General features: G+C 53.5%; 33 protein-coding genes and 1 pseudogene. 14 read left to right on the forward strand and 20 right to left on the reverse strand.

All coding sequences use genetic code 11. The annotated features are described in order from the left end of the window. Positions 1 to 190 precede the first annotated feature (190 nt). The 12 genes from DQM29_RS01295 to trpS all read left to right on the forward strand — a co-directional run bounded on the left by DQM29_RS01295 (position 191) and on the right by trpS (position 10,163). Positions 191 to 1,066 carry a type IV pilus biogenesis protein PilM gene (locus tag DQM29_RS01295; protein ID WP_111738955.1) on the forward strand — a complete coding sequence of 292 codons (876 nt, stop codon included), beginning with the start codon at positions 191 to 193 and terminating at the stop codon, positions 1,064 to 1,066. Next, entirely contained in the window at positions 1,063 to 1,608 is a 546-nt protein-coding gene (locus tag DQM29_RS01300) for a PilN domain-containing protein (RefSeq protein ID WP_111738956.1), read from the forward strand. Before DQM29_RS01295 ends, DQM29_RS01300 begins: the two co-directional genes overlap by 4 nt. Beyond that, on the forward strand, positions 1,608 to 2,162 hold the full coding sequence (locus DQM29_RS01305) for a hypothetical protein (protein ID WP_111738957.1): 555 nt from the start codon (positions 1,608 to 1,610) through the stop codon (positions 2,160 to 2,162). The genes DQM29_RS01300 and DQM29_RS01305 overlap by 1 nt, the downstream gene beginning before the upstream one ends. After that, positions 2,159 to 2,530: a hypothetical protein gene (locus tag DQM29_RS01310; RefSeq protein ID WP_111738958.1), complete on the forward strand. Its 372-nt coding sequence runs from the start codon at positions 2,159 to 2,161 to the stop codon at positions 2,528 to 2,530. The genes DQM29_RS01305 and DQM29_RS01310 overlap by 4 nt, the downstream gene beginning before the upstream one ends. Positions 2,531 to 2,533: 3 nt before the next feature. Beyond that, on the forward strand, positions 2,534 to 3,844 hold the full coding sequence (pilQ, locus tag DQM29_RS01315; protein ID WP_232054845.1) for a type IV pilus secretin PilQ: 1,311 nt from the start codon (positions 2,534 to 2,536) through the stop codon (positions 3,842 to 3,844). Between the two features lie 298 nt (positions 3,845 to 4,142). Then, complete coding sequence (gene aroK / locus DQM29_RS01320; RefSeq protein WP_111738960.1) at positions 4,143 to 4,661, forward strand: shikimate kinase AroK; 519 nt, start codon at positions 4,143 to 4,145, stop codon at positions 4,659 to 4,661. A 55-nt stretch (positions 4,662 to 4,716) separates the two neighbouring features. Beyond that, a complete protein-coding gene (gene aroB, locus DQM29_RS01325) occupies positions 4,717 to 5,808 on the forward strand; it encodes a 3-dehydroquinate synthase (protein WP_111738961.1) in 1,092 nt (363 codons plus the stop codon). 70 nt (positions 5,809 to 5,878) lie between these two features. Continuing rightward, positions 5,879 to 6,865 carry an SPOR domain-containing protein gene (locus tag DQM29_RS01330; protein WP_111738962.1) on the forward strand — a complete coding sequence of 329 codons (987 nt, stop codon included), beginning with the start codon at positions 5,879 to 5,881 and terminating at the stop codon, positions 6,863 to 6,865. Positions 6,866 to 6,942: 77 nt separating this feature from the next. Continuing rightward, positions 6,943 to 7,755 (forward strand): adenine-specific DNA-methyltransferase, encoded by an 813-nt coding sequence (gene dam, locus DQM29_RS01335; protein ID WP_111738963.1) that lies wholly within the window; start codon positions 6,943 to 6,945, stop codon positions 7,753 to 7,755. Between the two features lie 30 nt (positions 7,756 to 7,785). Next, the gene (gene rpe / locus DQM29_RS01340) at positions 7,786 to 8,460 is read left to right on the forward strand and encodes a ribulose-phosphate 3-epimerase (protein WP_111738964.1); all 675 of its coding nucleotides are present in this window, start codon (positions 7,786 to 7,788) and stop codon (positions 8,458 to 8,460) included. Beyond that, the gene (locus DQM29_RS01345) at positions 8,457 to 9,149 is read left to right on the forward strand and encodes a phosphoglycolate phosphatase (RefSeq protein ID WP_111738965.1); all 693 of its coding nucleotides are present in this window, start codon (positions 8,457 to 8,459) and stop codon (positions 9,147 to 9,149) included. The genes rpe and DQM29_RS01345 overlap by 4 nt, the downstream gene beginning before the upstream one ends. 9 nt (positions 9,150 to 9,158) lie before the next feature. Further along, the gene (trpS, locus tag DQM29_RS01350) at positions 9,159 to 10,163 is read left to right on the forward strand and encodes a tryptophan--tRNA ligase (protein ID WP_111738966.1); all 1,005 of its coding nucleotides are present in this window, start codon (positions 9,159 to 9,161) and stop codon (positions 10,161 to 10,163) included. A 77-nt stretch (positions 10,164 to 10,240) separates the two neighbouring features. On the opposite strand, the gene DQM29_RS01355 is transcribed toward trpS, so the two are convergent. After that, the gene (locus DQM29_RS01355; protein ID WP_111738967.1) at positions 10,241 to 10,849 is read right to left on the reverse strand and encodes a fused DSP-PTPase phosphatase/NAD kinase-like protein; all 609 of its coding nucleotides are present in this window, start codon (positions 10,847 to 10,849) and stop codon (positions 10,241 to 10,243) included. Positions 10,850 to 10,995: 146 nt separating this feature from the next. On the opposite strand from DQM29_RS01355, the gene codB reads away from it, so the two are divergent. Then, positions 10,996 to 12,246: a cytosine permease gene (gene codB / locus DQM29_RS01360; RefSeq protein WP_111738968.1), complete on the forward strand. Its 1,251-nt coding sequence runs from the start codon at positions 10,996 to 10,998 to the stop codon at positions 12,244 to 12,246. After that, a pseudogene (gene codA, locus DQM29_RS01365) lies at positions 12,236 to 13,081 on the forward strand (cytosine deaminase); the annotation flags it as partial. The gene codB and the pseudogene codA, both read left to right, overlap by 11 nt. Before the next feature lie 154 nt (positions 13,082 to 13,235). Here the strand turns inward: codA and DQM29_RS18140 are convergent. The 19 genes from DQM29_RS18140 to DQM29_RS01450 all read right to left on the reverse strand — a co-directional run bounded on the left by DQM29_RS18140 (position 13,236) and on the right by DQM29_RS01450 (position 26,044). Further along, positions 13,236 to 13,400 (reverse strand): hypothetical protein, encoded by a 165-nt coding sequence (locus DQM29_RS18140; protein ID WP_170126465.1) that lies wholly within the window; start codon positions 13,398 to 13,400, stop codon positions 13,236 to 13,238. 12 nt (positions 13,401 to 13,412) lie between these two features. Next, a complete protein-coding gene (locus tag DQM29_RS01370) occupies positions 13,413 to 14,258 on the reverse strand; it encodes a glycine-rich domain-containing protein (protein WP_111738969.1) in 846 nt (281 codons plus the stop codon). A gap of 3 nt (positions 14,259 to 14,261) precedes the next feature. Beyond that, positions 14,262 to 14,846 carry a YmfQ family protein gene (locus tag DQM29_RS01375; RefSeq protein WP_111738970.1) on the reverse strand — a complete coding sequence of 195 codons (585 nt, stop codon included), beginning with the start codon at positions 14,844 to 14,846 and terminating at the stop codon, positions 14,262 to 14,264. Continuing rightward, on the reverse strand, positions 14,837 to 15,901 hold the full coding sequence (locus DQM29_RS01380) for a baseplate J/gp47 family protein (RefSeq protein WP_111738971.1): 1,065 nt from the start codon (positions 15,899 to 15,901) through the stop codon (positions 14,837 to 14,839). The genes DQM29_RS01375 and DQM29_RS01380 overlap by 10 nt, the downstream gene beginning before the upstream one ends. Beyond that, a complete protein-coding gene (locus DQM29_RS01385; RefSeq protein ID WP_111738972.1) occupies positions 15,902 to 16,324 on the reverse strand; it encodes a phage GP46 family protein in 423 nt (140 codons plus the stop codon). Next, positions 16,321 to 16,869: a phage baseplate assembly protein V gene (locus tag DQM29_RS01390; protein ID WP_111738973.1), complete on the reverse strand. Its 549-nt coding sequence runs from the start codon at positions 16,867 to 16,869 to the stop codon at positions 16,321 to 16,323. Before DQM29_RS01390 ends, DQM29_RS01385 begins: the two co-directional genes overlap by 4 nt. Beyond that, on the reverse strand, positions 16,869 to 17,939 hold the full coding sequence (locus DQM29_RS01395; RefSeq protein WP_111738974.1) for a phage baseplate assembly protein: 1,071 nt from the start codon (positions 17,937 to 17,939) through the stop codon (positions 16,869 to 16,871). The genes DQM29_RS01390 and DQM29_RS01395 overlap by 1 nt, the downstream gene beginning before the upstream one ends. After that, positions 17,929 to 19,266 (reverse strand): DNA circularization protein, encoded by a 1,338-nt coding sequence (locus tag DQM29_RS01400; protein ID WP_111738975.1) that lies wholly within the window; start codon positions 19,264 to 19,266, stop codon positions 17,929 to 17,931. Before DQM29_RS01400 ends, DQM29_RS01395 begins: the two co-directional genes overlap by 11 nt. Beyond that, positions 19,266 to 19,697 (reverse strand): hypothetical protein, encoded by a 432-nt coding sequence (locus DQM29_RS01405; protein WP_111738976.1) that lies wholly within the window; start codon positions 19,695 to 19,697, stop codon positions 19,266 to 19,268. The genes DQM29_RS01400 and DQM29_RS01405 overlap by 1 nt, the downstream gene beginning before the upstream one ends. Positions 19,698 to 19,765: 68 nt before the next feature. Further along, a complete protein-coding gene (locus DQM29_RS01410; protein WP_111738977.1) occupies positions 19,766 to 21,049 on the reverse strand; it encodes a hypothetical protein in 1,284 nt (427 codons plus the stop codon). Further along, a complete protein-coding gene (locus DQM29_RS18530) occupies positions 21,049 to 21,174 on the reverse strand; it encodes a hypothetical protein (RefSeq protein ID WP_269472276.1) in 126 nt (41 codons plus the stop codon). Before DQM29_RS18530 ends, DQM29_RS01410 begins: the two co-directional genes overlap by 1 nt. A gap of 1 nt (position 21,175) precedes the next feature. After that, the gene (locus DQM29_RS01415) at positions 21,176 to 21,517 is read right to left on the reverse strand and encodes a phage tail assembly protein (RefSeq protein ID WP_111738978.1); all 342 of its coding nucleotides are present in this window, start codon (positions 21,515 to 21,517) and stop codon (positions 21,176 to 21,178) included. After that, complete coding sequence (locus DQM29_RS01420; protein WP_111738979.1) at positions 21,514 to 21,876, reverse strand: phage tail tube protein; 363 nt, start codon at positions 21,874 to 21,876, stop codon at positions 21,514 to 21,516. The genes DQM29_RS01415 and DQM29_RS01420 overlap by 4 nt, the downstream gene beginning before the upstream one ends. A 10-nt stretch (positions 21,877 to 21,886) precedes the next feature. Next, positions 21,887 to 23,353 (reverse strand): phage tail sheath subtilisin-like domain-containing protein, encoded by a 1,467-nt coding sequence (locus DQM29_RS01425; protein WP_111738980.1) that lies wholly within the window; start codon positions 23,351 to 23,353, stop codon positions 21,887 to 21,889. Further along, complete coding sequence (locus DQM29_RS01430; RefSeq protein WP_111738981.1) at positions 23,350 to 23,547, reverse strand: DUF2635 domain-containing protein; 198 nt, start codon at positions 23,545 to 23,547, stop codon at positions 23,350 to 23,352. The genes DQM29_RS01425 and DQM29_RS01430 overlap by 4 nt, the downstream gene beginning before the upstream one ends. After that, the gene (locus tag DQM29_RS01435) at positions 23,544 to 24,095 is read right to left on the reverse strand and encodes a DUF1834 family protein (protein WP_036024507.1); all 552 of its coding nucleotides are present in this window, start codon (positions 24,093 to 24,095) and stop codon (positions 23,544 to 23,546) included. The genes DQM29_RS01430 and DQM29_RS01435 overlap by 4 nt, the downstream gene beginning before the upstream one ends. Beyond that, the gene (locus DQM29_RS01440) at positions 24,095 to 24,538 is read right to left on the reverse strand and encodes a gp436 family protein (protein ID WP_111738982.1); all 444 of its coding nucleotides are present in this window, start codon (positions 24,536 to 24,538) and stop codon (positions 24,095 to 24,097) included. The genes DQM29_RS01435 and DQM29_RS01440 overlap by 1 nt, the downstream gene beginning before the upstream one ends. Next, the gene (locus tag DQM29_RS01445; RefSeq protein WP_111738983.1) at positions 24,538 to 25,092 is read right to left on the reverse strand and encodes an HI1506-related protein; all 555 of its coding nucleotides are present in this window, start codon (positions 25,090 to 25,092) and stop codon (positions 24,538 to 24,540) included. The genes DQM29_RS01440 and DQM29_RS01445 overlap by 1 nt, the downstream gene beginning before the upstream one ends. Before the next feature lie 70 nt (positions 25,093 to 25,162). After that, positions 25,163 to 26,044 (reverse strand): Mu-like prophage major head subunit gpT family protein, encoded by an 882-nt coding sequence (locus DQM29_RS01450; RefSeq protein ID WP_111738984.1) that lies wholly within the window; start codon positions 26,042 to 26,044, stop codon positions 25,163 to 25,165. Position 26,045: the final 1 nt, after the last annotated feature.

Consider the following 26,045-nt stretch of genomic DNA (forward strand, 5'->3'; position numbering starts at 1 on the left):
AGGCTGTACTCCCACGCTATTTGTCTGTCTTGCCTGCGACCATTTTGGATCGAGAGACGGCGAGAGCGGAGATAAGAGGTCATTTTAGTTGGTCATCCCAGTAAACGAACGGCAGCGGTCGTTTACGTTTGGCGCGGCGTCGAGATCGCAAAGAAATCGGAATACAGCTGAATAAGGGAGTGTAAGAGTGATGGCCGTTTGGCAAATAGGTATCGACATTCACGCCATGGGGTTTTACGCCGTGGCTCTGTGCTACCAGCGCTATGGCTGGCAAATGAGAGGCTGGTACCAGTGGCGCTCCGCACCTGCCGAAAGTAAAACGTCTGCGGTGGCTTCAGGTATGTTGTTGTCGCCCCCCGTGCTTGAGGCTTTAAGAGTGTGGCGTCGTCAATTGCCCGAGCGGGTCTCTTTTCGCGTGGCGCTGCCCGCAGACGCTGTCTTGCAGCAAACTTTGCCGCTGCCGGAGACTGTTGATACCCCCGCTGCCCGGCAGTGGCTGATTGAAGATGCCGTCACTCGGCTGTTTCCTCTCTCGGCTAAGGAGTTGGCAGTGGACTATCGGGTTGTCTCTCGCCCTTCAGAAGATAATGCAGCAAGCGCTCATGCTGTTGTCAGCGCCGCCCGGCGCAGTGAAATGGCATCTTTTTTATCTGCTCTGTCGCAGGTTGGAATTGTGCCGGATGCTGTGGAAGCGGCTCCCTGCGTTTTGCGTTCTATGGCGATGTTGGCCGGTGTGAACCGGGACTCGCTGCTGCTTCACCGTGGGAATGGGCGGCTGATGTGGGTATCCCCTCTCAGTGACGCGTTCCGCTATCAGCAGCTGCAGGACGACCCAGATACGCCAACCAGCGCTCTTTGGCAGGCGCAGGAAGCCTATCGGCGGCTAAGTGGGTGCACTGAACGAGGTATGCTTCTTAGCGGGGAGGTTGAGGCATCAGCACCACTGAGTGATGCCGCGCTGTGGTCGCCCTTGGTGGCTGTCCATCAGGCGCATCCGCCGCTGCCTCTGGAGCCTCATCGGTTTGTGTTGGCCTGCGGGCTGGCGATGCGTGAGGACGACCGATGACGCTACAGGTGAACTTTCTCCCCTGGCGAGCACAAAAAAGAAAGCGGGCGATAAGGCGGCTTCTAGGGATCGCTATCGGCTATGTGCTTTGTTCCGTTGCGGGCGTTGTCTTGGCGTATGGCCTAGAGCAGAACGACTATCGCAAGAGTGAGCGCGTATTGCAGGCGCTTGAGGCCGCAGACGCGGTGATACAGGCCTATATAGCAAAGGGCATCGCGCTGCAAAAAACGCTGGACGATCTGAATGCCAAGGTGGCGCATCTTGAACGCTATCAACAAGCGGCGGCTGACGTATCAAACTGGCTTTTTGCACTTGAAACCGCACTGCCTGAGGCGCTTTGGCTACGAAGAGTGAGCTTCCAAAACGAGGCGCTTACTGTTTACGGGCAGGGATGGGTAGAAGGGGACGTGGTCGACTTCTTGTCCCGTATTGAGGCGTCGCTTCCGAGTTGGCGATTTAGGCTGGGAGAAGTCGCTTCGGTTCCCGGTGGCGGGCAGGTTGCTTTCATCCTTGAGGGTAAAAGGCGCGAGGTGCGGCAGTAATGAAGTGGGGAAACGACATCGACTGGCGCGATTTGATTACGGCACCAGAGTGGGTACAGCACAGTGCGGCTTTGACCGTAGCATTACTGACAGCCGCCGTTAGTATTTATGCTTTTTTATTTCCCCTACAGGAACGACAGGCGCTTTTGGAAGCGTCACTGTCTGAGGCAAAAACGCGCTATGTCGCACGGCTCCAGCGTCTGGGAGAGCTACCGGCTCTGAGCCTGATTGAGGCGAATATAGCCAGTGGAATATTACGCCTGCGTGAATACGATTCGCTGGCATCAGGTGCCCAAAGCCTGATTGCGGCAGCTCACCGCAGCGAGTGCCGGGTCATTGATATCAAGCATCTTGCCGATGAGGCGATACCACCCTTTCAGTCACAGCGCTGGCAGATCCGCCTGAGGGGGAATTACTTTCAGCTGTTTAACTTTATTCAGCACTTAGGGAAGGGCAGCGCGATAGCCATTGACCAACTGACAATGGAAGAGAGTGACGGCCTGACGCTGATGCTGACGGTGGAGCAATACAGGTTAGGGGAGGAAGTTGAATGACGATGGGGCGTTTTACGTACCGCATCGCGCCTCTTTTTCTGCTGTGCCTGCCGTTTTTGGGGCAATCCGAGCGTCAGGATCCTTTCCAAGTGGAAGAGTCACAGCGCTGTCAGGCTCAGGTGAAGAAAGAGGCGAATGCGCTTTTAACGTGGCGCCTTGCTGGCGTGATCCGCAGTGGTGAAACGGAGCTGGGCTGGGTTCAGGTACCGGAGGGGGCTTGGCTAGCCTTGAATGGGCGAGCGCCACTGCCGCTAACTTACTGGCAGCTGAGGCGGGTTGCTGATGGAACGGCACAGTTTTTGGCCGATCCCTCGCTAAGAAGCCGCTGTCGGCCAAACGCATTGATTGAAATTATATTAGGGAAATAGCTTATGCCGGGATGGATATCGATAACACTCAGAATGCTGTTTACCGCTGTGCTCTTGTCGACTGTCAGCGTCGTATTTGCCGGCAGCCCTAGTGTGGTGAGCGGGGAGCCAGATGAGAGCCCGCCGGTGTCTTTAACGTTTCAGGATGCCCCAGTCAGCGCAGTTTTGCAGGCGCTGGCAGACGTGCGGCGAATGAATTTGGTGGTAGCGGATGGCGTAAACGGGAAAATCAGCCTGCGTCTGGAAGAGGTTCCCTGGGAGCAGGCGATGCAGATTGTGCTTAACGCCGGAAGCCTTGAGGCCGAAAGAGAGGGGAACGTTATCAGCGTGTTTCCTCGTCGCCTTGAACTGCCAGAGGACGTACTGCTTCCTCCCCCTGTACTGACTACCTTTAGCTATCGCGTTCGCCACGCGGATGCTGCCGAACTGGCAAAAGTGCTTAACAGTCAGCGCGGTGTTGGGCTGTCTGACGGCGGCAGCGCCGTTGCAGACGGCAGAAGTAATGCGCTGCTGATAAGAACTGAGGAGAGTACGGTTCCTGCCGTTAAGGTTTTGCTTGATGAGATTGATGTGCCACAGCCACAGGTTTTATTAACAGCGCATATTGTCACCATTAGCAGTGAAAAATTAGACGAGCTGGGCGTGAAGTGGGGATGGGGGGAAACCGGTCTTGCGGACGGAGCAGGAGTTGCCAGTCGGTTTAATATCAATTTGCCTGTAGCCACACCCGCTGCGCAGATAGGATTTCAACTGGCCAGAATTGACGGGCGGCTTCTTGGGTTGGAGCTTTCTGCATTAGAAGCGGAAAACAGTGTGGAGATCATTGCCAGCCCCCGTTTAATGACGATGAGCCAGCAGCCCGCGAGCATCAAGCAGGGAACTGAAATTCCGTATGAGGTTTCCAGCGGTTCAAGCGGGGCAACGTCGATAGAGTTTAAACAGGCGGTGCTGGGGCTCGAGGTTACGCCGCGCATTTTCTCTGACGAGCGGCTGGAGCTCGATTTGCAAATAAGTCAAAACGTGCCGGGGAAGGCGTTGAAAAAAGGCGACGGTGGTGAGGTGTTGACGATTGATACGCAGGAAGTCAAAACGCGGGTTATCGTAGCGAACGGAGAAACGATAGCTCTAGGAGGCATCTTTCAACGCAGCCGGATTTCAAGCAGAGAGCAGGTTCCTCTTTTAGGCGATACCCCAGTGCTGGGTCGGCTGTTTCAGCGAGACTCTGAGAAGCATGTGCGGCGTGAACTGGTGGTATTTATTACGCCAACAATTGTGAATTCGCGGCCGCTTGAGGCGACAAATAGTACGGAATAAAAATAAACAAAAATGAACGCCGATTTGACGATAGCCACTATTTGGCTTACAAGGGTCTCTCTGAAACCCTGAAATGAAAGCGTAAAAAACGCAATTGCGGTGATTTTCTTAAAGTTCTGCTCGATGAATTAAGCGAGCTGGAGCCAAACCGCCTATTGCCAACCATCTGCAGTGTTGAGATAATTTCCAGTCTGATCTCACACATATTGCTCATGAGGTTTCAGGTGAACTCCCGCGGCGACGGCGCGTTGCTGGGCGGGGTGTCATTAACGAATTATCTTTAGTAATACCAAAAAACATGGCAGAGAAACGCAATATCTTTCTGATTGGTCCAATGGGGGCTGGAAAAAGCACTATTGGCCGTCAGCTGGCTCAACAGCTTAATATGGAGTTTGTGGACTCCGATCACGAGATTGAACGCCGTACTGGAGCTGATATAGCCTGGGTATTCGATGTGGAAGGCGAAGAAGGGTTTCGCGATCGTGAAGAAAAAGTGATTAACGAACTGACCGAAAAGCAGGGCATCGTGCTTGCGACCGGCGGTGGCTCTGTGAAGTCCAAAGAGACCCGCAATCGTCTGTCTGCCCGCGGTATCGTTGTCTATCTTGAAACCAACATTGAAAAGCAGCTGGCCCGCACCCAGCGCGATAAGAAGCGTCCGCTGCTTCAGGTTGATACGCCTAGAGACGTGCTGGAAACTCTGGCAAAAGAGCGCAATCCTCTTTATGAAGAGATTGCCGATGTCACGATTCATACCGACGATCAAAGCGCAAAGGTTGTTGCAAACCAAATCATTCAGCTTATTGAGAATCGCTGATTTTACTGACAAATCAGCGGGTCTTAATCTAACCCTATAGACAAAAAGGCGGACGATGGAGAAGGTAACGGTCACTTTAGGCGAGCGCAGCTACCCTATTACGATTGACGCCGGGCTGTTTCAGCAGGCCGATGCTTTTTCTCCCCTTAAAGCCGGGGATAAAGCGCTGATAGTGACTAACGATGCTGTCGCGCCCCTTTATTTAACGGCGGTAACATCGCGCCTAGAGTCAGAGGGCATTGTAATTGACTCTCTTATCCTGCCTGACGGTGAACAGTATAAGACGCTGTCAGTAATGGATCGCGTGTTCACTAAACTGCTTGAAAACAATCACGGTCGCGATACAACGCTGATTGCGCTGGGCGGCGGGGTGATTGGTGATTTGACGGGTTTTGCGGCTGCCAGCTACCAGCGCGGCGTTCGCTTTATTCAGGTACCGACGACACTGCTGTCTCAGGTTGACTCCTCCGTAGGGGGCAAGACAGCGGTGAATCACCCTCTGGGGAAAAACATGATTGGCGCGTTCTATCAGCCCGCGTCGGTGGTGATCGATCTTAACTGCTTAAAAACGCTGCCGCCTCGGGAGCTGTCGTCAGGCATGGCTGAAGTTATCAAGTACGGCATTATTCTGGATGCTGAACTGTTTGAATGGCTGGAAGAGCACGTTGACGACCTTATGGCGCTGGATGAAAGGGCAATGGGATACTGCATTCGCCGCTGCTGTGAAATAAAAGCGCAGGTGGTTGCCGAAGACGAGCGTGAAAGCGGTGCGCGAGCGCTGCTGAATCTGGGCCATACTTTTGGTCATGCCATTGAGGCCGAAATGGGGTATGGTAACTGGTTGCACGGTGAGGCGGTGGCTGCCGGTACCGTTATGGCAGCCCATGCAGCATCAGCGTTGGGCATGTTCCCTGCTCATGACATAGAGCGTATCAAGCGGCTGTTGGCGCGCGCAGGGCTACCGACTAAAGGGCCGGATGCGATGTCGCCAGAAGCGTATATTCCCCACATGCTGCGTGATAAAAAAACGCTGGCGGGGAAACTTCGGCTAGTATTACCTACGGCTATCGGACGTTCTGACGTCGTAAGCGGTATAGCCCACGATGTAGTTTTAGACGCTATCCGCCACTGCCAGCAGGATAACTGATGGGCTGTTTTTATCAGCCTTATACAATGCGGTTTGAGTCGATGTTTGATAAACGTTAGGGGGTAGGCAAGTGCGAAACGAAGACGATGCGCCAGAGAATTTTGAATCTGACGGAATGAGACCTGACGCTGAAGATCGCGGTTCTCGGCGTGAGCGCAGTAAACCCAGCAGGGGTTTTGCCTTATCCAAACAGCATATCAAGCTCGGTATTGGCGTCTTGGTTCTGCTGCTGCTTATTTATCTTGTCAGCTCTGCGCTGAACTCCCCTCCCGGGCAGCAAAACAGCGGGCCGCGCGAGGTTAATCTGGGCGCAGGAACATCACAACCGACACAGTCTCCGACTGACGGCAGTGCTGCCTCCGGCACAGCGACTACGGCAGGGGGAGAGTCATCTTCTACGCCTGTTATGCCTCCACCCGTCGCAGGTACACCAACGCAAACTCCTCCTCCTCAGGAAACGCCTAACCAGCAGCGCGTTGAAATTCCTGGAGAGATTACGGATGCGCTTTCTGCACAGCAAGAGCAGTTAAATCGCCTGAAAGAAACTGAGATGGCGGGAGGCGGCCAGTCGTCAAGTGAAGGCACTCAGTCTTCTCACACGTCAACGCCACCGGTGAAAGCGCCAGAGTCGTCAGCGAACGGCGCTAGCGGTACTTCTGGCCAGTCAAAGCCAAAGTCTGCTGAATCAGCACCGACCAAAACGGCGCCAAAGGCAACGGAAAGCGCACCAAAGGCGCCACCGGTAGCTAAAGGCTCATCAACACCGGGCAGTGCTTCTGCGCTGGCTTCTATTCCGGCAAATCGCGTTACGCTACAGGTTAGCAGTGCTTCGCGCTCTGACACTCTGGTCTCTTTTGCTAAGAAAAACGGCATGAAGGATTACTGGGTATATCAGACACAGCGCAACGGTAAACCTTGGTTCATTCTGGTTACCGGAAACTATGCATCGGCTTCTGAAGCCAGAAGCGCACTCTCGACAATGTCTAAAGACGTACAGGCGAATAAGCCGTGGGTAAGATCGATGCAGCAGGTGCATCAGGATCTCAAACAAAAATAATTATATATGTGCAAATGTGCTGCTTGAAACAGAGTGCAAAACGCCGTTGTGAATTGTATAAGTAGCTAACTCGCAGCATGAAAAAAAAACGTTCTTTTTTAAAATGGGCCGGCGGTAAATATCCGCTGGTCGATGAAATTCGGGAATATTTACCTAAGGGTGAATGTTTGGTTGAGCCGTTCGTCGGCGCCGGATCGGTATTTCTCAATACGGACTATGAGAGATACGTTCTGGCAGACATCAACAGTGATTTAATCAATCTCTACAATATCGTAAAAGAGTGTGTGAATCAGGTCGTAGAGGATTCACGCAAGCTGTTTGATGAAAACAACAATCAGGAGCAGATCTACTACAAGCTTCGGACCGAGTTTAATGAAAGCAAGGATCGCTATCGTCGAGCGTTGCTTTTTCTCTATCTTAATCGCCACTGCTATAACGGCCTGTGCCGCTATAACCTTAGCGGTGAATTTAACGTGCCGTTTGGTCGCTACAAGCAGCCCTATTTTCCTGAAGCGGAGCTGTACTGCTTTGCCGAGAAGGCAAAACGGGCAACGTTTTTTTGCGAAAACTACGAACAGACTATGCGAAAAGCGCAGGCGGGATCAGTCGTATACTGCGATCCTCCCTATGCGCCGCTGTCGGCCACGGCGAACTTTACTGCCTATCATACAAACAGCTTCAACATTTACGATCAGCAGGCGTTGGCGATCCTTGCTCAGGAGGTTGCTGAGCAGCAGGGCATTCCGGTGCTGATTTCTAACCACGACACGGAGCTGACTCGCGAGTGGTATCGTGAAGCGGCGCTGATGGTAGTAAAAGGCCGTCGTACTATCAGTCGAAACGTAACGGGCAGAACCAAAGTTAACGAGCTGCTGGCGCTGTATAGCTAGCATCCACATATTTTTATGGGTGAATAGATAATGAACAACTTTCTGATTGCTCCTTCAATACTGTCCGCAGACTTTGCCCGACTGGGAGAAGATACCGCGAAGGTGTTGGCCGCCGGCGCTGACGTTGTCCATTTTGACGTGATGGACAACCACTACGTGCCGAACCTGACCTTTGGGCCGATGGTGTGTAAGGCGCTGCGCGACTATGGCATCACGGCGCCGATTGACGTGCATTTGATGGTTAAGCCTGTCGATCGCCTCGTGCCAGACTTTGCCAAAGCGGGTGCCAGCTATATCTCTTTTCACCCAGAAGCCTCCGAACACGTTGACCGCACGCTACAGCTGATAAAAGAGCAGGGCTGTAAGGCCGGGCTGGTGTTTAATCCGGCAACGTCGCTTAGCTACCTTGACTATGTGATGGACAAGCTGGACGTGATTCTGCTTATGTCAGTGAACCCAGGTTTTGGCGGGCAGTCCTTTATTCCTTCAACCCTCGAAAAGCTGCGTCAGGTGCGTCGTCGCATTGACGAAAGCGGTCTGGACATTCGCCTTGAAGTTGACGGCGGCGTGAAGGCTGAGAACATCGGTGAAATCGCAGCGGCCGGAGCCGATATGTTTGTAGCCGGTTCGGCGATTTTTAGCCAGCCAGACTATAAAACGGTGATCGATAGCATGCGCCGCGAGCTGGCCGGAGTTGTGCGATGAGCATGTTCACCGGTATTAAGGGGCTGGGGTTCGATCTTGACGGGACGCTGGTCAATAGCCTGCCGGGATTAGCCAGCGCTGTGGATGCAACGCTGAAAGCGCTGGGCTTTGCACCTGCCGGTGAGGAGAGGGTTGCACACTGGATTGGCAACGGCGCTAACGTGCTGGTGATGCGTGCGCTCGACTGGGCCGGTGGTGAAAACGGTAAGGCTCATCTGGAAAATGCCCGTATTTTGTTCGATCGATTTTACAGTGAATGCGTTGAATCAGGGACTAGCCTATATCCGAACGTCGTATCGACGCTGTCGGCTCTGGCGAAAGACGGGATGAAAATGGCGCTGGTCACCAATAAGCCGACGCAGTTTGTTCGTCCGCTTCTGAGCTCACTGGGCATTCAGGACTATTTTGGCGTTATCATCGGTGGTGATGATGTGGTGGAAAAGAAGCCTCATCCTGCACCGCTGTATCTGGTTTTAGGAAAGCTTGGGCTTAGGTCTGACGAACTGGTGTTCGTTGGTGATTCCCGTAATGACATTCTGGCCGGAAAGGCGGCGGGCTGCCCTACGATCGGCCTGTCCTACGGCTATAACTATGGTGAACCTATCGCGCTGAGTCAGCCTGACCGCGTTTTGCATTCGTTTGCCGATCTTTTGCCTGCCATTGGGCAGTTGACTACCAAAGTGAATTAGGACGATATCATGAGTAAACCCATTGTATTTAGTGGCGCACAGCCATCCGGCGAACTGACTATCGGTAACTACATGGGAGCTCTGCGTCAATGGGTTCACATGCAGGATGAGTATGAGTGCATTTACTGCATTGTCGACCTGCACGCCATTACGGTACGCCAGGATCCGGAAAAGCTGCGTAAAGCAACGTTGGACACGCTGGCACTGTATCTGGCCTGCGGTATTGACCCAGAGAAAAGCACCATTTTTATCCAGTCCCACGTGCCAGAGCACGTACAGCTTAGCTGGGTGCTGAACTGCTACACCTACTTCGGCGAACTGAGCCGAATGACACAGTTTAAGGACAAGTCCAGCCGCTACGCAGAAAATATTAACGCGGGTCTGTTTGACTACCCAGTGCTGATGGCGGCAGACATTCTGCTGTATCAGACCAATCAGGTACCGGTTGGTGAAGACCAAAAGCAACACCTTGAACTGAGCCGCGACGTTGCTCAGCGCTTTAACGCGTTGTATGGTGATATTTTTAAAGTACCAGAGCCGTTTATTCCCAAGTCTGGCGCGCGCGTTATGTCACTGCTGGAGCCAACCAAGAAGATGTCTAAGTCCGATGAGAATCGGAACAATGTGATTGGCCTGCTGGAAGATCCTAAATCAGTAACGAAGAAGCTTAAGCGTGCAGTAACCGACTCTGACGAGCCGCCTGTTGTTCGCTACGATATTGAAAACAAAGCGGGTGTCTCTAACCTGCTGGATATTCTTGCCGGTGTGACCGGTAAGAATATCGCTGAACTGGAACAGCATTTTGAAGGCAAAATGTATGGCCACCTAAAGACAGAAACGGCCGAGGCGGTTGCCGGTATGCTGACTGAACTGCAGGAACGCTACCATCGTTTCCGTAACGATGAGGCCTACCTTCGGCGCGTGATGAAAGAGGGGGCGGAGAAGGCCAGCGCTCGCGCCAGAGAGACGATGGCCAAGGTTAGCCAGGCCGTTGGGTTTGTGCCAGCACCTTAAGAACCCGCTGTTTTAGTCGATAAAATAAAGCGCCCTGCGATGTAACTACCGCAGGGCGCTTGGCGTTTAGAGGTCTGCTATTTTGCTTTCTGGTCAGATTTGGTCTCGCCGATAACCTGACGGCGAATGCTATCAACGTCAACCTTCTCAATGTATTGGATAATGTTGTAATAGGCCCACTGGTGATAGCCAAACTCGGGCTGTTTCAGCTCTTGAATAGCGTCCTCTTTGCTCCAGTTTTGAAAGACTAGGCGGTACATTGCGACTGTTAGGCCAGTTCTGTCGCTGCCGTGCCAGCAGTGAACCAGCACAGGCTTAGGAGCGCGATGAATGACCTTCAGCGCCTCAATAACCTGAAGTTCAGTAAACCTACCCGCTTCCATTGGTACGTGGTACAGAGCAAGAGAGGTGCCCTTAGCTTCATCATTGTCGGTATGAAAATTTCGGAGATTAAGCACCGACTTAACGCCGCGCTTTTCCAATTCTTTCATTTGCGCTACGCCGGGTTGCCCTGAGCGGTAGAGGCTATCGTCGATCTGATAAAAATTTTCTAACGTTGTTGCCTCAACCTTTTGAGCTAGAGAGGTACGACTTTCACCGCTGTCAGCAAGGGCGGAAAACGAGCTAAATGGCCCTGAGAAAACGAGTGTTAAAAAAATAGCTGAAGACCACTGAACGCGTTTCATTAAATGTCCGTTAGCATTAAAAAAATTACTTTATATTTCATCATTATGGCATGTCCTATGAAAAAAACATAGACGAAAACGATTGCTTTCTTCTGTGGAGTGTATATCATGCGGCGAATTTTTTGGCCCGGATCTAAGGAGATATTGTGTCGCAAGATAACAATTATAGTCAGGGGCCCGTCCCCCTGGCGGCGCGGAAAGGCGTAATCTCGTTGACGTTTGTAATGTTGGGATTAACGTTTTTTTCAGCCAGTATGTGGACCGGCGGCACGCTCGGTACCGGTCTTTCCTATAACGATTTCTTTTTAGCAGTTCTCTTCGGTAATCTCCTTCTCGGTATTTATACAGCATTTCTTGGTTACATCGGCGCAAAAACCGGACTCTCTACCCACCTTCTGGCTCGTTACTCCTTCGGTATTAAAGGCTCATGGCTTCCCTCTCTGCTGTTAGGCGGTACTCAGGTCGGCTGGTTTGGCGTAGGCGTTGCCATGTTTGCCATACCGGTCAGCAAGGCAACGGGGATTGACGCTAACATACTGATTGCCATCTCCGGTCTGCTGATGACTGTGACGATATTCTTCGGTATCTCGGCTCTGACTATTCTGTCAGTGATTGCCGTTCCGGCCATCGCTATTCTCGGCAGCTACTCGGTCTGGCTGGCAGTGAATGACGTCGGCGGTCTTGACCATCTGAAGTCTATCGTTCCGCAGAATCCTCTCGACTTTTCTACAGCGCTGGCGCTGGTGGTGGGCTCTTTTGTCAGCGCGGGTACCCTGATTGCTGACTTCGTTCGCTTTGGCCGCAACGCCAAAGCCGCGGTAGTCGTGGCGATGATTGCTTTCTTCCTCGGTAACTCGCTGATGTTTGTCTTCGGCGCCGCGGGCGCCGCTGCCGTGGGGCAAGCGGATATCTCTGACGTGATGATTGCTCAAGGGCTGTTGATACCGGCGATTGTTGTCCTCGGCCTTAATATCTGGACGACTAACGATAACGCGCTGTACGCATCCGGCCTCGGTTTTGCCAATATCACCGGGCTTTCCAGCCGCGGCCTGTCCGTCGCTAACGGCCTGATTGGCACGCTGTGTGCGCTGTGGCTGTATAACAACTTTGTTGGCTGGCTGACCTTCCTGTCAGCGGCGATCCCTCCCATCGGCGGCGTTATTATTGCTGACTACCTGATGAATCATCGTCGCTACGGTAATTTCAACACGGCGAAGTTTATACCGGTAAACTGGGTCGCGCTGCTGTCGGTGGCTTTAGGTATTGCTGCCGGGCACTACATTCCCGGTGTGGTGCCGGTCAACGCGGTACTTGGTGGCGTAGTTAGCTATATCATTTTGAATCCGCTGATTAATCGCGGTGCAGTAAAATCTCCAGAGGTCAGTCATGCAGAATAATACCGTTACTATCCGTCAGGCTCGCCTGCAGGGGCAAGAAGGGCTGTGGCAGCTCACTATCGAGAACGGTCGCTTTAGTCGTATTGAACCTCAGGACGCGGCATCACCTGTCGTGGGCAGCGTGATTGATGCTGAAGGCGGGCTGGCGATCCCTCCGTTCGTTGAGCCGCATATCCATCTGGATACGACTCAGACTGCCGGAGAGCCGAACTGGAACCAGTCGGGCACGCTATTTGAAGGCATTGAGCGCTGGGCTGAACGTAAAGCCATGCTGACCCACGAAGACGTTAAAGCCAGAGCCATGCAGACCCTGAAGTGGCAAATGGCTAACGGTATTCAGCACGTTCGTACGCACGTAGACGTTTCTGACCCAATGCTGACAGCGCTGAAAGCGATGCTGGAAGTGAAGCAGGAAGTTGCACCTTGGGTAGACCTACAAATCGTTGCTTTCCCGCAGGAGGGGATTCTTTCCTATCCTAACGGTGAAGCGCTGATGGAAGAGGCTGTGCGACTGGGGGCAGACGTTATCGGTGCCATCCCTCACTTTGAGTTTACCCGTGAATACGGCGTAGAGTCACTACACAAGACTTTTGCACTGGCGCAGAAGTACGATCGGCTAATCGACGTACACTGTGATGAAATTGACGACGAGCAGTCGCGCTTTGTTGAAACCGTTGCCGCGCTGGCGCACCGCGACGGCACGGGGGCAAAGGTTACCGCCAGCCACACTACCGCGATGCATTCCTACAACGGTGCGTACGCTTCCCGACTTTTCAGACTGCTGAAAATGTCCGGCATTAACTTTGTTGCTAACCCGCTGGTGAACATTCACCTACATGTAGCGCGCGAAATCTTTTGATACTGATTCTGATTTTATTTGATACCACTCACAGACTCTGAATATGAAAATATTTGATACCAAAAATAGGAGTTGAGCGCGTCAACAAAAACAAAAAACGCGCCAACAAAAATGACTCTCAGATAGCAAATTATTCTTGCTCTGTTGGTGGTTGCTGAAACTCACCATCATTGAAAACGTAACCCGGTTTTACGTCTGACCCACATGGAACCCACTGCAAAGAAGGGTGAAAACGCCCCTCTGGATTGATATCCGTTAGCTCAGTAACTTCATTTTCTTCAATTCTTGCCCACATAATCGCCCCCTATTACCAGTAAATGTACACAGCACCATCGGCACCTTTTCCGCTCTTATAGGTTGTAGGGCTACCAGAATAAGTAACTAGCCCTGCGCCACCCGCGCCCGGTGATTTACCATGTCTTCCGTTCTCAGCGTCTAAGTTCCACTGCGTGGTGTTTATTTTGCCAGCGCCTCCGCCAGCCCCACCACCATTTCCACCACAGGACGTGATATTTGTTCCCGAGATAGCTAACACCGCTGCCAAAGCGCCCGGAAACCCCGCGAGATTAATATCACCATATATCCCCTCTCCTCCCGGTTGTGAGCTACTGACGTTTGTTACCGGTGCGCCAGTGGCGGAGAAGTATCCACCGAACGAGCTAGAACCCCCTGAATTCCCAGCGGAATTGATAGTCGTCACTGACTCACCTCCCGCACCGACTGTTATTGTCACCGTATCAACGTCTGTCAAATCGACTAACTTGTAAGCTGTGCCGCCCGACGATCCACCGGTTCCGCCGATATAATTACTACCAACGGCTCCCGAAGCCCCACCACCAATCACCTGAACCCAGCATTTACGACCCGCTTTCAGCACAGCAGGTACTACAAATTCATAAACTCCAGCAGATGTAAAAGAGACAAAATTTTGTCCCTGAGCCGAAAATGCCTCAGCCAATTGGTTTAACTTGGTTTTATCGGGTTCTATACCGCAGCTTTTCAGGACGTTTAATAGCTCCATCTGTACAATATTAAACCAGTCAGCACCGGGGTAACTTGGCGGGCTTTCGGTGAACCAGAGAGGGGTTGTACTGCTTACCGTCCCTATAGGGGGCATAGTGCTAACGCCTGAACCATTATCAAGAAAGTACATATCTTACTCCTCAAATATATAAACAAAATGAATATGAGCCGGACGATAACGGTCGAGCAAGCATTCCAAATCGCCGTAATCGTAGACCTTTAATCGCGTGGTCACACCATCAAGTACCGTCATGTTGTGCAGGAATGGCGCGCCAACATAGACATACGCCGTCCACCAATTTGACTCAGGGTAAAGCGGGTAGGTGCAGGGGCGCATACAATGATGCGGGTAATAGTCGCGGATCTGGATGCTATAACCGCGCTCGGCAGCGAGTTGTTCAAAAAACTTTGTGCACAGTGAACCGGTCATCTTCAGCTTGGCCGCCAGTGCCAACCGACGATTATCAATGGTAAGGTCATCATCCGCCGGACAATCAGGGAGACCCGCAAACTCCTCCCAATCCGGCAGGAGCATAAACGCATTATTAGCGAACATTTCATTGAGCAATCGGTCACCGACCGCATCAATGCGCGCCAGTTCATCACCCAACCCCAGCATTAACCTGCCAAGCTGACCATCCAGAGCGCGCGACCATGCGCGTCCTAATGGCAACAGTGCAAGCCCCGCCTGCTGATAGTGCTCTGCCGTCATTGCCATGTGATATCCCCTAGAACAATCAGCTCATTTTCTTGTGCGTAGATATCATCGCTCAGGGAGACGATACGCCCGTCGGTCACACCACTGGCCGTTGCAACAGCAGCATTCATTTTAGACAGGTACGCTTTTCCGCCCGGTTCGGCATCAATGAGTAAATCAGTCAGCGCTGCTGTTACTGCTGCCTGTGTATCAGGGGTTTTAGGAGAAATGCGAACAACCGGATTGAGCGCCAGTTTTTGCGGGCCAGAGACGTTCAGCTCAACGGCGGGCGCTTTTCCTTCCCATTGGTTAGTGAGCGGGTTCTGGTGAGCGGTGATATAGTCCTGAACGCGCTCAATATCAGAGAGGGTTGGAAAAATATCCGGCTGACCATCAAGCACAAACAACACGGTAACAACGTTGCGACCAATAGCTGAAAAGCACCATGCACGCGTCACACCAGCACACTCCAGTGCCCAACGCACATAATCGTAGGTATTACCACCACTTGGCGGGTATTGAACGCGAAACAGCAGGCGAGATCGTAGCGATTCAATGCTCTCAATCTCGGCTCCCCCACTGATAGTGGCAGACGAGACAAACGCTGCGCTCTTGACGTTCACTACCGGTGACAGCAATTCAACCTTGACATCCGCCGCCGTATTTCCTGTTGTGCCGGTCTCTTCAGCCTCAACCGGCACGATAACTGTTCCGGCGGTGGAGGTCATCACCGCCGATGTGGAGGTCAAAATAACCCCATCCTGACGCTGCCAGCGTGTCCCAGCGGCGATAACAGCGTCGTCGACAACCTCAACAATAATCGTTCCCGTCGCCGCTGTGGGTTGCTTGCGCCACACGCCCCAAAATTCGCAATGTCGCAGCAAAATGTCGTCATCAGCAAGGTGAGGAATGATATTGCGAGCTATCCAGCCAAGCCGACCATGCAACCCGTAGGCGTTGGCTGCCGCAGACATTGCGACGCCTTCTGTCGCGATATTTGACGTACCGGTTCGGGTTTCGATATCCGTACGGGTTCGCGTCATAAGCTCGCTCAGTGTGGGTGATATATATGGCATTTAAACCCCGTGTAAACTGGCTTTAAACGACATGGGAAGCTGTGAACCGTCGTTTAATAAAATGATGACTGTCAGCAATAAAACCCCGCTTGACGGGTTGGTGGCTGTGACGCGGTAGTCGTGAATAAGCCCGGCTTTTGGCATCCATAACAGTGCCTCGCTGGCGTAGCTTTGTGCTTTAGAAAGCACGGTCTGCATCTGTTTTTCGCGAGACAGTAACCACAGGCGAGAGCCAAGTCGCTCTTTGCGATAAGTGTCTCCCCACCATCCACGACGGTCAGTACCACCATCCGGTAGCTCGTCCGACGGTTGCGCGCGGCGGTCAGTAAAGAGGCTCGCGATAACGTTTGTCGTGATGTTGTCGCCAATCAGGTTATCGAGTGCAATATCAGCGTCTAGGGTTTGCCATACCAAAGATATCATTGTGGTTTTCCTGTGGTTGGGCCATCATGCTCACGGTGCGTATGACCTTTACCGCTAATACCACCGCTAATATGGTCGGCCGCCTCACTGGTACCGGTCGTGTTGCTGCCACCGAGTATAGTGGCATTACCCGTCATGCGGGTTTCGGGTGTATCAATCACGACCTCTTCGGCTTCGACGATGTAGCGCTTGCACTTGAGCCTAGCTTCACCATCTTCGGTCAAAAGGAAGTAGTGCCCCTCCATGTGATAAAGGGCGCTATCGCCGGGCTTGCCCGCGTTAAGCCGGGTGCCTTTATTATCGACCACTACCGCAACAAGCTGCTGACGCATCCCGCCAACTGACAAAACAATAGCCTCGCTGCCCGCAGGTGGAACGCTGCTATGGCCGTAATTTTGAAAACGCTCGACGTCGTCAGCATCATCATCGGCCAACATGCTGATTTGCAGGTTCTGTGTCTTCAAGCTGTCATTAATGACGTTGACCACGGCGCGAGAGACCAGCAACTGCATACGCCGCTTGAGTGAGTTAAACGCCTGTTTCATCAGTACCAAAGCCCCCCGGTTGTTTTGGTTTCGCGCTGCGCTGGCTCATCGAAGCCCGCCGCAGGCATCAGGGTCAGTTTCGTTGTTGTACCGCCGTCATTGGTCAATGACAGCTCCATTTGCACGATAAGCAACTCACGCTCGGCATAACCTTCATCAGGCACATCCAGCACCACAAGACGGTTCGGCATCCACAGCTTTTTATCGCGAGTGAACCAGTCCACTACCTCAACGACCACCGGCTGACCGTGAGCCATCGCCCGCCTGCGCTCCCAATCAGCCCGAGCACGACTTTCGTCGGCGCGCTGATTGCTATCGGCTACGATAACCATTGGGCGATAACGGGAGATCTCCGGGTCGGTGATGTTGACGCGGACGCGGGTTGATTGATGGGCGGTTTGTTCATCCCCCCACAGGCCGCCTGCCGTTGACGACCCTAGAACAATGTAGTCGCTAAAGCGCTCCGTCCATGATGAACGGATATTGATAAATTTGATGTTTTCCCCAAAACGCAGCGTCTCAAGCCGTTCAGTGCCTGCCGTCGTAAAGACCAAATCCCCTGAGGCGTTACTGTTGACCATCACGCCCCGATGACGGGCCGCGCGAGCAAGGCACTCAAAGACCGTTTCACCCGGCTCAAGCTTCCACACTCTAAACGGTTTGGCGGCGTCATCTGCTTCCACCGTCCAGACGACGCCAATACCGAAGGGCTGACACAGGTCACGGGCGATGGTTTCAAGGGTAGCATTTCGCCATTGTCCAGACTGATAACGAGCCGCACAGTCAACGAGGTCGCCGGTTTTGTCCCGACCCTCGGCGATAATGGTTCGATTTTCGGCATCAATGGTTCTGTCCATCGTGTCGATATAGCCGCTAATAACCACCTGACCATTGATTTCTACCCGACACGACTGCCCCTCTTTAAGCGGCACATCTTTATCGGCGCGGGTTCGGGTCAAACCGAGGCTAAACTGACCGCTCAGCTCCTCAATGCTGCGAATGACGGTAATGTCTGTCCAGCCGGTGTATATCTTGTTACCGACATAAAGCTCAATGATGTTATTGGTCATCAATGACCTCCACCGCCTCGCCACCGCGCACGAACGTCGGATGCCGCAGGGCGTTACGTTGAATAAACCGTGAGATAAGGGCACTGTCGCCCGTCTCGCGATAGAGGATGACGAGAGCGGGTTCGGTAATGTGCGGTGTCACTTTGCGGGCATTAGGCAGCTCTGCCGCCGCTTTTTTCATCTCATCAAGGAACGTTAAGCGCAGACGTTGTAAACGTGTTGCGGTGTTAAACCAGAAGGCATCTGCTGCCCGAATATACTCATCCGCCAGTTCGTCACCGAGTTCGTCGGCCAGACGTTCGCAATCATCCAGTGTCTCAACCAGCGGACGGTCATCGGTGAGCAGTTCTTCGCGGTCGGTATCAATCACAACCACTTCACCGTCAAGGGTGACCGCAACCTCATCATCGACGCGTCCTTTGATGATGTCATTGGCATCGCTGACCGCACTTTGTGCAAGCTCTGTCAAAGCAGCAATCACCACCGCCGAACGTATCGCCTCTTGCATTTTTGCGGCGGCCGGTCGTTCACTTAATGGCATGTTCTCAACACTGACGATAATCGAGCGTAACGCCCGTTGAGCACTGGATTTTGAACCTTTCCCCCCGGACGAAGTGAACCCCTTAAACAGGTTGGTCAGGTTGCTGATAAGCTTTTTGGGGGACTTTATCAGGTTACCGATAGCCCCCTGCAATCCCTGAACGCGTCCCAGAATCGAGCTGAACCCACCTAGGCTGCTAAGACCGGTTATCATATTGGTGATGTTGTTCACGACGTTGGTCGCAAACGTAATGGCCGCTTCGATATCGGCAGCGACAGCGTTAATGGTTTCCCATACCTCAGCGACGTCGTTGGCAATTTGCTCAAGCAGGCTTTCATTTTGGTCGAGCAGGTCAGCTTCGCCGTCGGTATCTGCCTCGGGAGATTCTTCCTTTTCAGCAAGGCTAAACGTAATCTGAAACATGGCGATACGCTGCTCATGCGTTGAGACACGGCAATTCCATGTCTCAACCTGAACGTACAGGGTATCGTGAAACGGATGTTCAAGGTCAGCCGGTTCCGGCTCCCGCAAAGCGGCTATTAAGGTCTCTTTTTGTTCGAGATAATCATCGCCGATAAGTACGCAATAAATGGAATACTCATCGGCCTGCGCGCCCATGTTTTCAATTTTGCCGGTTTGACGACCGGGGAACATATGCTTGACGATACGATGACCGCCTGACTGATTGCTGTCGTCGATGATGTAAAACGGCACGCCACGAAACGAGCCTTTACCTGTCGGCGGCTGGGCGGTGATTTTGTCCCACAGGTCACTAAAAAATCCCATCAGTAGCCCCCTGAATAGGTATTGCCGGTGTTAACAGAGAGGCCCACACCGCTTGATTGAACCTGTGATGAGCGCACCGACGCACCCTCGGGCAGCTCAATTTTGACTTTGATTTCACCCTCTGGCGGTTTCTGAGGCGGCTGCTCTGCGACGAGCGGCGTGCCGTTGTTATTTTTGAAAGCGTTATCCCAAGCAGAGCTATTCCCGGTAAGAGGATCTAGATCTTCACTGCCGTTACCAACCTTAGGTTCACGCCCTATAATGGCATTACCAAAGTCACTCCACGTTTCGGCTGACCTGATTTTATTAAACCGCTCAGAGTCACCAAAAGCAGCGACTAGAGCGTCGTCAACATAAGGGGTAACTGCGGCCGTCATCATGCCGACAAATCCTGCCTTAGCGACCATTCCGCCACCACTACCGCCCATCATTGGCGAACCTTTAGCGCCGCCCCCCAATCCGCCTATAGGCCAGTTGGTGACAAAAACCGGCTGCGCGCCTAACGGCCCCCCCCCAAACCACCTATAGCCCCGCCACCGCCCCCTTTAGGCCCCTTCAGGAAATCATAGCCTGCCTTACCGAGGCGATACCCTTTGCGCGCAACCACCGCGCCAGCAATCGCGCCCGCCGTCACTGTTAACGTTTTGGCATAGCTCTGAAGCTCTTCCGGTGTCAGGGCATTGATGGCGTCCGCAAACTCTTGCAAGGGTTTCGCCAGCTTCAGGTTGGCCCAGCGCTCACCGGCTGTCATCAACGACTGTAGTGCGCCGTTAAAAGTCTGTACGTTGCGGGTGGCTTTTTCGTTGACCAGACCGTCGATAGTGTCAACGGGCGCTTTAAGCTGCGCCTGTTTTTCTGGATCTGCGAATGACTTCGCGAATTTCAACGTATCGCCATCGAAGATGGTTTTCAGGTTGCGCTCTTTGTACTTTGACCGTTCACCAATACTCAGCATCAACTCATTAGGCGACACTAGCTCGCCTTTTGACTTGTCCTTCCAGACCTTGACACCGTTGCGCTCCATCGTGCGGAGTTTTTCACGGTCTTTGGTGGCGGCATATACCTGCTGCAAAGCGGCCGTAACCTGTGCGTCATTGCCAAATTCCGAGCTACCCAAACGCTGCATTTTCAGCAGCTCAAGCATCTCATCAGAACGATTCCAAGACGTGCCCTTTGTCAGGCTTAAAATTCCGTTAACCTGCTCATTGATGTTGCCGGTGCCAACGACCGACAGCGACGCAACGCCATCCAGCACCTTCATCATTTCCTCAGAGGAGCGAATACCATCATTCCACATGGAGGCCACGAGCTGGCCGGACGCTTCGGAACTGAGTCCAATACCCTTGATAGCTGCTGCCATTTTATCCATGTGCGCAATGGCCGCGTCTGGGCTATTGGTTTTTTCAAGAAAGGTACTGGCGGCGGAAAGCAACTCCCCCTGAACCATCTTGTAGTCGGCGGCATTTTTCCACAGCGCACTGTCAAACGCGGCAGCTTGGTCGGCGACCATGTTGTAGCGCGTACTGACTTCGGTGAGCTGCTGCTGCGTATTACCGACGTTCTTGGCGAGCATCATCATACCGCCGCCGGTCACAAGACCGGTCAGGCGGTTATCAAACTTGTCCAGCGCGCCATTGGCAAACCCCATCGCTCCCCGAAAGACGCGCATAGACCGGGAACCATCCGCGCCCAATGAACGGATGGAGGCCCCGAAGCGGCGCGCCTGTTGGGCGACGTTCCCGGTCAAATCAACAATAAATCTTGCGCGGTTCTGGCTGCTCATCAGGCTTCCAACCATGTAAAGTAACGTACCAGACGGGACAGGGGCAGGTTAAACGCCCATTCAACACCGTTTAACCGCATCCCCACTTTCAATGCAGCGCGCTCAATATTGCGAACGCGCCGCAAACTATCGCCCCTCGCGTTCCACCGCAGACGACAATGACTGTTCTTGGTGGTTAAAGATGGCCGACTCTAGCGCTGACAAATCCTCTACGGTGAGCTTGCCCAGCTCAGTGATAGAGATAGGGCCATTAATCGGCCCAATACGTTTAACTGCGCGGCGCATCAGCTCATACGTCATACGAGAGGGGGATTTCACCAGCACAGGGCCATTACGAGATTCCACCACGCGCTCACTGGCCGCGTCCGCATCAATCATGTGCTGCGCTGTCAGCTCCTGAATATCCACCTCGCGGTGGTATTCCTCCCCGACCTTTAGGCCAGTGGTTAGAGTTAGGGTCGTACTCATAGCGCCTGCGCCTCCGTAGCTTCAAACGTGGTTGAGATATCCCCGCCGCCAGACAAGGTGGACTGTCCGGTATTCCACGCGCGTGACAGCAGAAAACGTGACCCGATATCAGTCTCAAAAATGATAGTGACATCCACCATACCGTTGATATCCGCCAGCGACAGCGTGGCATGATTGGGAAACGTCGCCTGTACGGTGGCCTGTAACGGCGTTTCTTTAAAACCGTACACCTTGTAACCAATCACCGGCGAGCGCTGTTGCCCGCCGATAGTAAAGGTCGCACCGTCAAGGGTGGGGTATTCCTGCCCGTTGACACGGACAAAGGCTTTACCCTGATACTGCAAGTTACTTCCAGCCATTTAAGCCCCCTTAAAGTACAAACTGAATTGCGTGAGCATAGACGCGGAACTGGTTGACTAAATCCTCGTTGCTGCGCACGTCAAGACGGTTGCGGTCGTCGGCATTGCGCTCGACCAGCAGCGTTGATTTAAACGCCTCAAAGTTCTCGACAAGCCCTTTTTCCTCAAGCTCGGTAAAGAGCGCGAGCAGCTCATCGGTAATGATGCGCGGTGTCACCATCGGCTGACCGGGGCCAAAGCGCGTACCGTCGTCAGCAAGCTTATGACGCGGAAACTTCTGCGTAATGCGGGTACGGATGGCGTAGCGGATGTATGACAGGGTCGCAATGGTCTCCACATCCAGATAGCTTGGGTCAGGACTGCCGTACTTGTTGACGCGGTACATGGTGATACAGCGGTCAATCTGGACATACCCGCCCGCATCTACGCTATAGACGCTAACGCCGTCATACAGATGCAGGTTACGCTCCTGCCACGTCCAGCGGTCTGAGACGGATGGAGGTTTTAAGCCGGTCAAGGTCAGCGTTTGTAGTGGTCGCGCCGGGTCAATGGCGAGCGACTTCACCGACACCGCCGCCAGCACTGACGCCCAGATGTACGCCGGTTCGGGGGTATGGTTGGTGCCCATCGTGCAAAACAGGTAATCGTTGCGCGCCGTACCAAAGGCCGATGTTTGTGCGTAAGTGCCGCGATAGGCCATAAAACAGGTGCTGTCGATTTGACGCATCCCGCCCCAGCGGCTGACGAACTCGGCAGACAGCAGGTCAAGGTTGGCCGTATCGGTGAACGGGTTAACCACAAACTGCCACCACGTTTCACCAAAGGCGGCAATAGTCGACCCCAAATCTGGATTGCCTACACCGCCCGACATAGGGGTGATGGTGCAGCCCACGCCTTCGGGGAGCATTTCACCGGTGTAGTAGTTAATGCGCAGGTCAATATCGTTACCGGTCAGCCCCGACCATTTAGCTGTAAAGGTCACTTTCGCATCAGCCACCCCAGCCGTTACGGGCAGCGAGGCATCATCATTGACGGCTTTCGCGATTTTCTGTGCCAGCGCAGCGGCCGTGTCACCCACCTTGGCGTTGACGTAGGCTTTTACTCCGGCAATCATCAGCGTGATTTGACCAGCGGTCGTGCAGGGACCCGTCAAGACAATCGTGCCGGTGGCACGGGTGCCGTCTTCATCATCATCCACGGCCAGACACCACAGGTCAGCGGTCGGATTGGCGTTGATGAACGCACGAGCCATGGTTGCCAACTGCGAACCCTGCCCGAAGGCATCCGTTGCTGCATCAGAGCGCGTGATACGCATAGGCTCCCCGGCTGATACGCGGCCAGATGACAGGCGCAAGCCCAACATCAGCGTACGGTATTGCAGCACAGGCGTCCCCTTTACCGCGCCGCTGTTATCGAATTCGATATACGCCAGCGGAACACGTACCGTATTGTCGATAGTCTCATAAGCGATGCTCATGACTTGACTCCCTTTTGTGTTTTTGCGGGTGCCGGGTTGGCGTCGCTATCAACCAACACCACGTCACCGTCACGTAAGCGGCGCTGCCAGTAACCGAGATTGGGCTTGCGCTCCCCCTCGGCTTTCAGCGGTTCATTGGTTTCAGGGTCACGCACGACGCGCCCTGAAACGGGTTTGATATGCAGTTCGTTCATTGGTCATAAAGCCCTGTATTAAGCGATTCCTGCTCCGGTGTGCCGTCAGGCTCCGCCCATTGGTGGAAGTAGGTATCAAAGTTGCCGATATCACCCTCATCCACACTGACCGGCTGGACGTGAGGGATATCAAAATAGAGTCCGCAGACCACAATGCCCGTTTTGGCACTGGTGTCGGTGTAGAGGTTGGCGGCTTGGGTGAACACCGCCCCCATGCAGGCAGACTCAAGGCGACGGTTATTCAACAACCCAATCAAACGGTCGTTAATGTCATGTGCGGCAATCGGGTCGCGTGGCTGCGCCGAAAGCGCACCGGCCACGGAAAACAGCGCCCATGAGCTGATAACGGTATCGGGGCGGGAACTTGGGCGACTGCCTATCCACGCCACGTAAACGGCGGGCGAGGCCATCACAATTCGCCTGACGGTCGTCTCCGTCCACGCTCCAGGAAGACCCTCAACTTTTTTAAGGGTCTTGCCAAACGCCTTTTTGACGAGCGCTATCAATTCGGCTTGAATGGCGGCAGTGCGCGGAACAACGATATCCATCAGATAAACCCCTTTGAACCTTTACGCGTCCAGACCGAGCCTGCCGACTCAAAGACGACCGCATCGCCCGCCTCTGGTCGTGCCTCCTCTTTGGTCAGACCTAAACTGATATCACCCGTAGCAACCTTGTTGAGATAGGAAAGTGTTGCTTCGTACTCCTTCTCCGCCTTTTCTGTCGCCGCACCTTCCTCCATGGCATACCGCGCTAACACACAGCAATGACGCACCAACGCGGCAGGAATGGTTTTTAAAGGAAGTGTTGCCCGACCATCGATATAACCATCAATCGCAACTGAAGCATCGGTGAGCGCCGCCTCAATGACTTGTTCAACGGTTTGCAGCGGCTCCCCCGTGTCGTCATAGTCAATTTTCTTGTCGGCCAAATCATGCAATACGGCGCGCTGGTAACGGACATACATATCAGCAACGGTCGCGTAAGCCATTACTTCACCCCATGCACATCTAAGGCGGCCTTGATGTCATCCGCGCTCAAGTCAGCACGCACGAACTCGCGCCATTGCTTCAGAAGCGGCGTGCCGGTTTTGGTAAACCACTTCTCGCGCGGCTCAATCTTGCAGGCCATGACCGCCGCAAGCAGGCGCTCATCCACAGGCGGTGGGACTTGCTCGCCGACCGGCTCAAGGTTTTCAGGGATAGGGGTACTCACAACATCCTCGCCGCCGCTCTCCGCCACCTCTGACAGAACGTCATCGCGCATCGCGGTTAACTGGCTGGATGGTAAGACGTTATCAACCACGAACCCCGACGCCGAACCCTCCTCACCGGAAGGCGCGGGCGGAATATCATCGGCGATGACTGACACGTGCAGGCGCGGATCGCCCTCCAGCAATGCCCACTGTTGCGCGGTAACCGGTGGTAGCGTGTTTTCACCGCGATTAAGGCGGAAACCCGCGCGGCAATAGCCGTCGTGAGCCGTGTTGACCACCAACACGCCCACCACCTCAACCGCCTCAGCATGTTCAATATCGTTTTGCATAGCATTTCGAGTCCTTTAAGTGCGTGATAAACGGGGCGCAAACCCCGTTTAAACCGGGTTTAAACGCGCGTTAACGCAGCCACGGAACGACGACGATTTCGACGGCCTTGTAGTTGATGTTGCTTTCACCTCCCGCCTTGTTCTCCGCCTCAACCACACGCTTGGCAGCAGCACGGTTTTGTGGGCCAACAACCAGCAGGTTAGGCACAATCCCTAGCGGGCGGCCTTGAGAAGACTCCAACAGCATCATGGCGGTAATAGCGGCGTTGAGGTTGTCCTCGTTAAGCTCAGCTTTGGAGGCAAACGCCTGCTGCCAGAAGCCATAACCGGCAGCGACGCGAGCATCAACACCGTAGAGGAAGTTGTCAGTCATGAAGACTTTGTCGGAGCTAGCCGGATCGGTTTTGGCCTGAAGGCGATAGTCGCGTCGCTTTTGAAACAGCAGCGGCTTTAACGGACGCGAGGTGTCTAGCAGATACCATGCAGAGCCTTCCCCCGCCTGCATGTTGGAGACCATCTTCTCGCCGACGGGATGGTCGGTATCAAAGAAGTTCTGCTTGTCGTAACACGGTTGTGTAAAGCCGTTTGCCAGCAGTTGGAAGACCAGCTCATCAGGGTGCGAGGCCGCCGCATATCCCATGTCTTCAAACTTCGGCATCAACACGCCGTAGGTGTCGTCTTCGATATACTCAGCGAGGATCCCCTCGGTGGCTTCGTACTTGACGTTTTTCACCGTGTAGTCGCTGATGGACATCTCTTTAACATCACGCTCACCCACCCACTCCTTTAGGCGAGTAAACTCCCCCAACCAAGCGTAATTTTCGGAGCCGGACGTCGATGAAACGAGAGTCGCGATACGCTCATGAAGCGGGGTGTAGTTACCGCGCCCGGTGTTAAATGCCGTATTGACGGCGGTATAGAGTGCCGCCAACGCGGCTTGTGAAATTTTCATA

It is taken from the genome of Leminorella richardii, assembly GCF_900478135.1.
Taxonomy (GTDB): Bacteria; Pseudomonadota; Gammaproteobacteria; order Enterobacterales; family Enterobacteriaceae; genus Leminorella; species Leminorella richardii.

Bases quoted from the DNA above. Each gene is read 5' to 3' on its own strand.
- DQM29_RS01445 (WP_111738983.1), bottom strand. From the start codon at position 25,092: ATGCAAAACGATATTGAACATGCTGAGGCGGTTGAGGTGGTGGGCGTG.
- DQM29_RS01440 (WP_111738982.1), bottom strand. From the start codon at position 24,538: ATGGCTTACGCGACCGTTGCTGATATGTATGTCCGTTACCAGCGCGCC.
- trpS (WP_111738966.1), top strand. From the start codon at position 9,159: ATGAGTAAACCCATTGTATTTAGTGGCGCACAGCCATCCGGCGAACTG.
- DQM29_RS01305 (WP_111738957.1), top strand. From the start codon at position 1,608: ATGAAGTGGGGAAACGACATCGACTGGCGCGATTTGATTACGGCACCA.
- DQM29_RS01410 (WP_111738977.1), bottom strand. From the start codon at position 21,049: ATGAGCAGCCAGAACCGCGCAAGATTTATTGTTGATTTGACCGGGAAC.
- DQM29_RS01420 (WP_111738979.1), bottom strand. From the start codon at position 21,876: ATGGCTGGAAGTAACTTGCAGTATCAGGGTAAAGCCTTTGTCCGTGTC.
- rpe (WP_111738964.1), top strand. From the start codon at position 7,786: ATGAACAACTTTCTGATTGCTCCTTCAATACTGTCCGCAGACTTTGCC.
- pilQ (WP_232054845.1), top strand. From the start codon at position 2,534: ATGCCGGGATGGATATCGATAACACTCAGAATGCTGTTTACCGCTGTG.
- DQM29_RS01380 (WP_111738971.1), bottom strand. From the start codon at position 15,901: ATGCCATATATATCACCCACACTGAGCGAGCTTATGACGCGAACCCGT.
- DQM29_RS01370 (WP_111738969.1), bottom strand. From the start codon at position 14,258: ATGTACTTTCTTGATAATGGTTCAGGCGTTAGCACTATGCCCCCTATA.
- DQM29_RS01375 (WP_111738970.1), bottom strand. From the start codon at position 14,846: ATGGCAATGACGGCAGAGCACTATCAGCAGGCGGGGCTTGCACTGTTG.
- DQM29_RS01300 (WP_111738956.1), top strand. From the start codon at position 1,063: ATGACGCTACAGGTGAACTTTCTCCCCTGGCGAGCACAAAAAAGAAAG.
- DQM29_RS01385 (WP_111738972.1), bottom strand. From the start codon at position 16,324: ATGATATCTTTGGTATGGCAAACCCTAGACGCTGATATTGCACTCGAT.
- dam (WP_111738963.1), top strand. From the start codon at position 6,943: ATGAAAAAAAAACGTTCTTTTTTAAAATGGGCCGGCGGTAAATATCCG.
- DQM29_RS01435 (WP_036024507.1), bottom strand. From the start codon at position 24,095: ATGGATATCGTTGTTCCGCGCACTGCCGCCATTCAAGCCGAATTGATA.
- DQM29_RS01355 (WP_111738967.1), bottom strand. From the start codon at position 10,849: ATGAAACGCGTTCAGTGGTCTTCAGCTATTTTTTTAACACTCGTTTTC.
- DQM29_RS18140 (WP_170126465.1), bottom strand. From the start codon at position 13,400: ATGTGGGCAAGAATTGAAGAAAATGAAGTTACTGAGCTAACGGATATC.
- DQM29_RS01310 (WP_111738958.1), top strand. From the start codon at position 2,159: ATGACGATGGGGCGTTTTACGTACCGCATCGCGCCTCTTTTTCTGCTG.
- DQM29_RS01390 (WP_111738973.1), bottom strand. From the start codon at position 16,869: ATGAAACAGGCGTTTAACTCACTCAAGCGGCGTATGCAGTTGCTGGTC.
- DQM29_RS01415 (WP_111738978.1), bottom strand. From the start codon at position 21,517: ATGAGTACGACCCTAACTCTAACCACTGGCCTAAAGGTCGGGGAGGAA.
- DQM29_RS01425 (WP_111738980.1), bottom strand. From the start codon at position 23,353: ATGAGCATCGCTTATGAGACTATCGACAATACGGTACGTGTTCCGCTG.
- DQM29_RS01345 (WP_111738965.1), top strand. From the start codon at position 8,457: ATGAGCATGTTCACCGGTATTAAGGGGCTGGGGTTCGATCTTGACGGG.
- DQM29_RS01400 (WP_111738975.1), bottom strand. From the start codon at position 19,266: ATGGGATTTTTTAGTGACCTGTGGGACAAAATCACCGCCCAGCCGCCG.
- DQM29_RS01430 (WP_111738981.1), bottom strand. From the start codon at position 23,547: ATGAACGAACTGCATATCAAACCCGTTTCAGGGCGCGTCGTGCGTGAC.
- aroK (WP_111738960.1), top strand. From the start codon at position 4,143: ATGGCAGAGAAACGCAATATCTTTCTGATTGGTCCAATGGGGGCTGGA.
- DQM29_RS01395 (WP_111738974.1), bottom strand. From the start codon at position 17,939: ATGACCAATAACATCATTGAGCTTTATGTCGGTAACAAGATATACACC.
- DQM29_RS01450 (WP_111738984.1), bottom strand. From the start codon at position 26,044: ATGAAAATTTCACAAGCCGCGTTGGCGGCACTCTATACCGCCGTCAAT.
- aroB (WP_111738961.1), top strand. From the start codon at position 4,717: ATGGAGAAGGTAACGGTCACTTTAGGCGAGCGCAGCTACCCTATTACG.
- DQM29_RS01295 (WP_111738955.1), top strand. From the start codon at position 191: ATGGCCGTTTGGCAAATAGGTATCGACATTCACGCCATGGGGTTTTAC.
- DQM29_RS01405 (WP_111738976.1), bottom strand. From the start codon at position 19,697: ATGATGGGCGGTAGTGGTGGCGGAATGGTCGCTAAGGCAGGATTTGTC.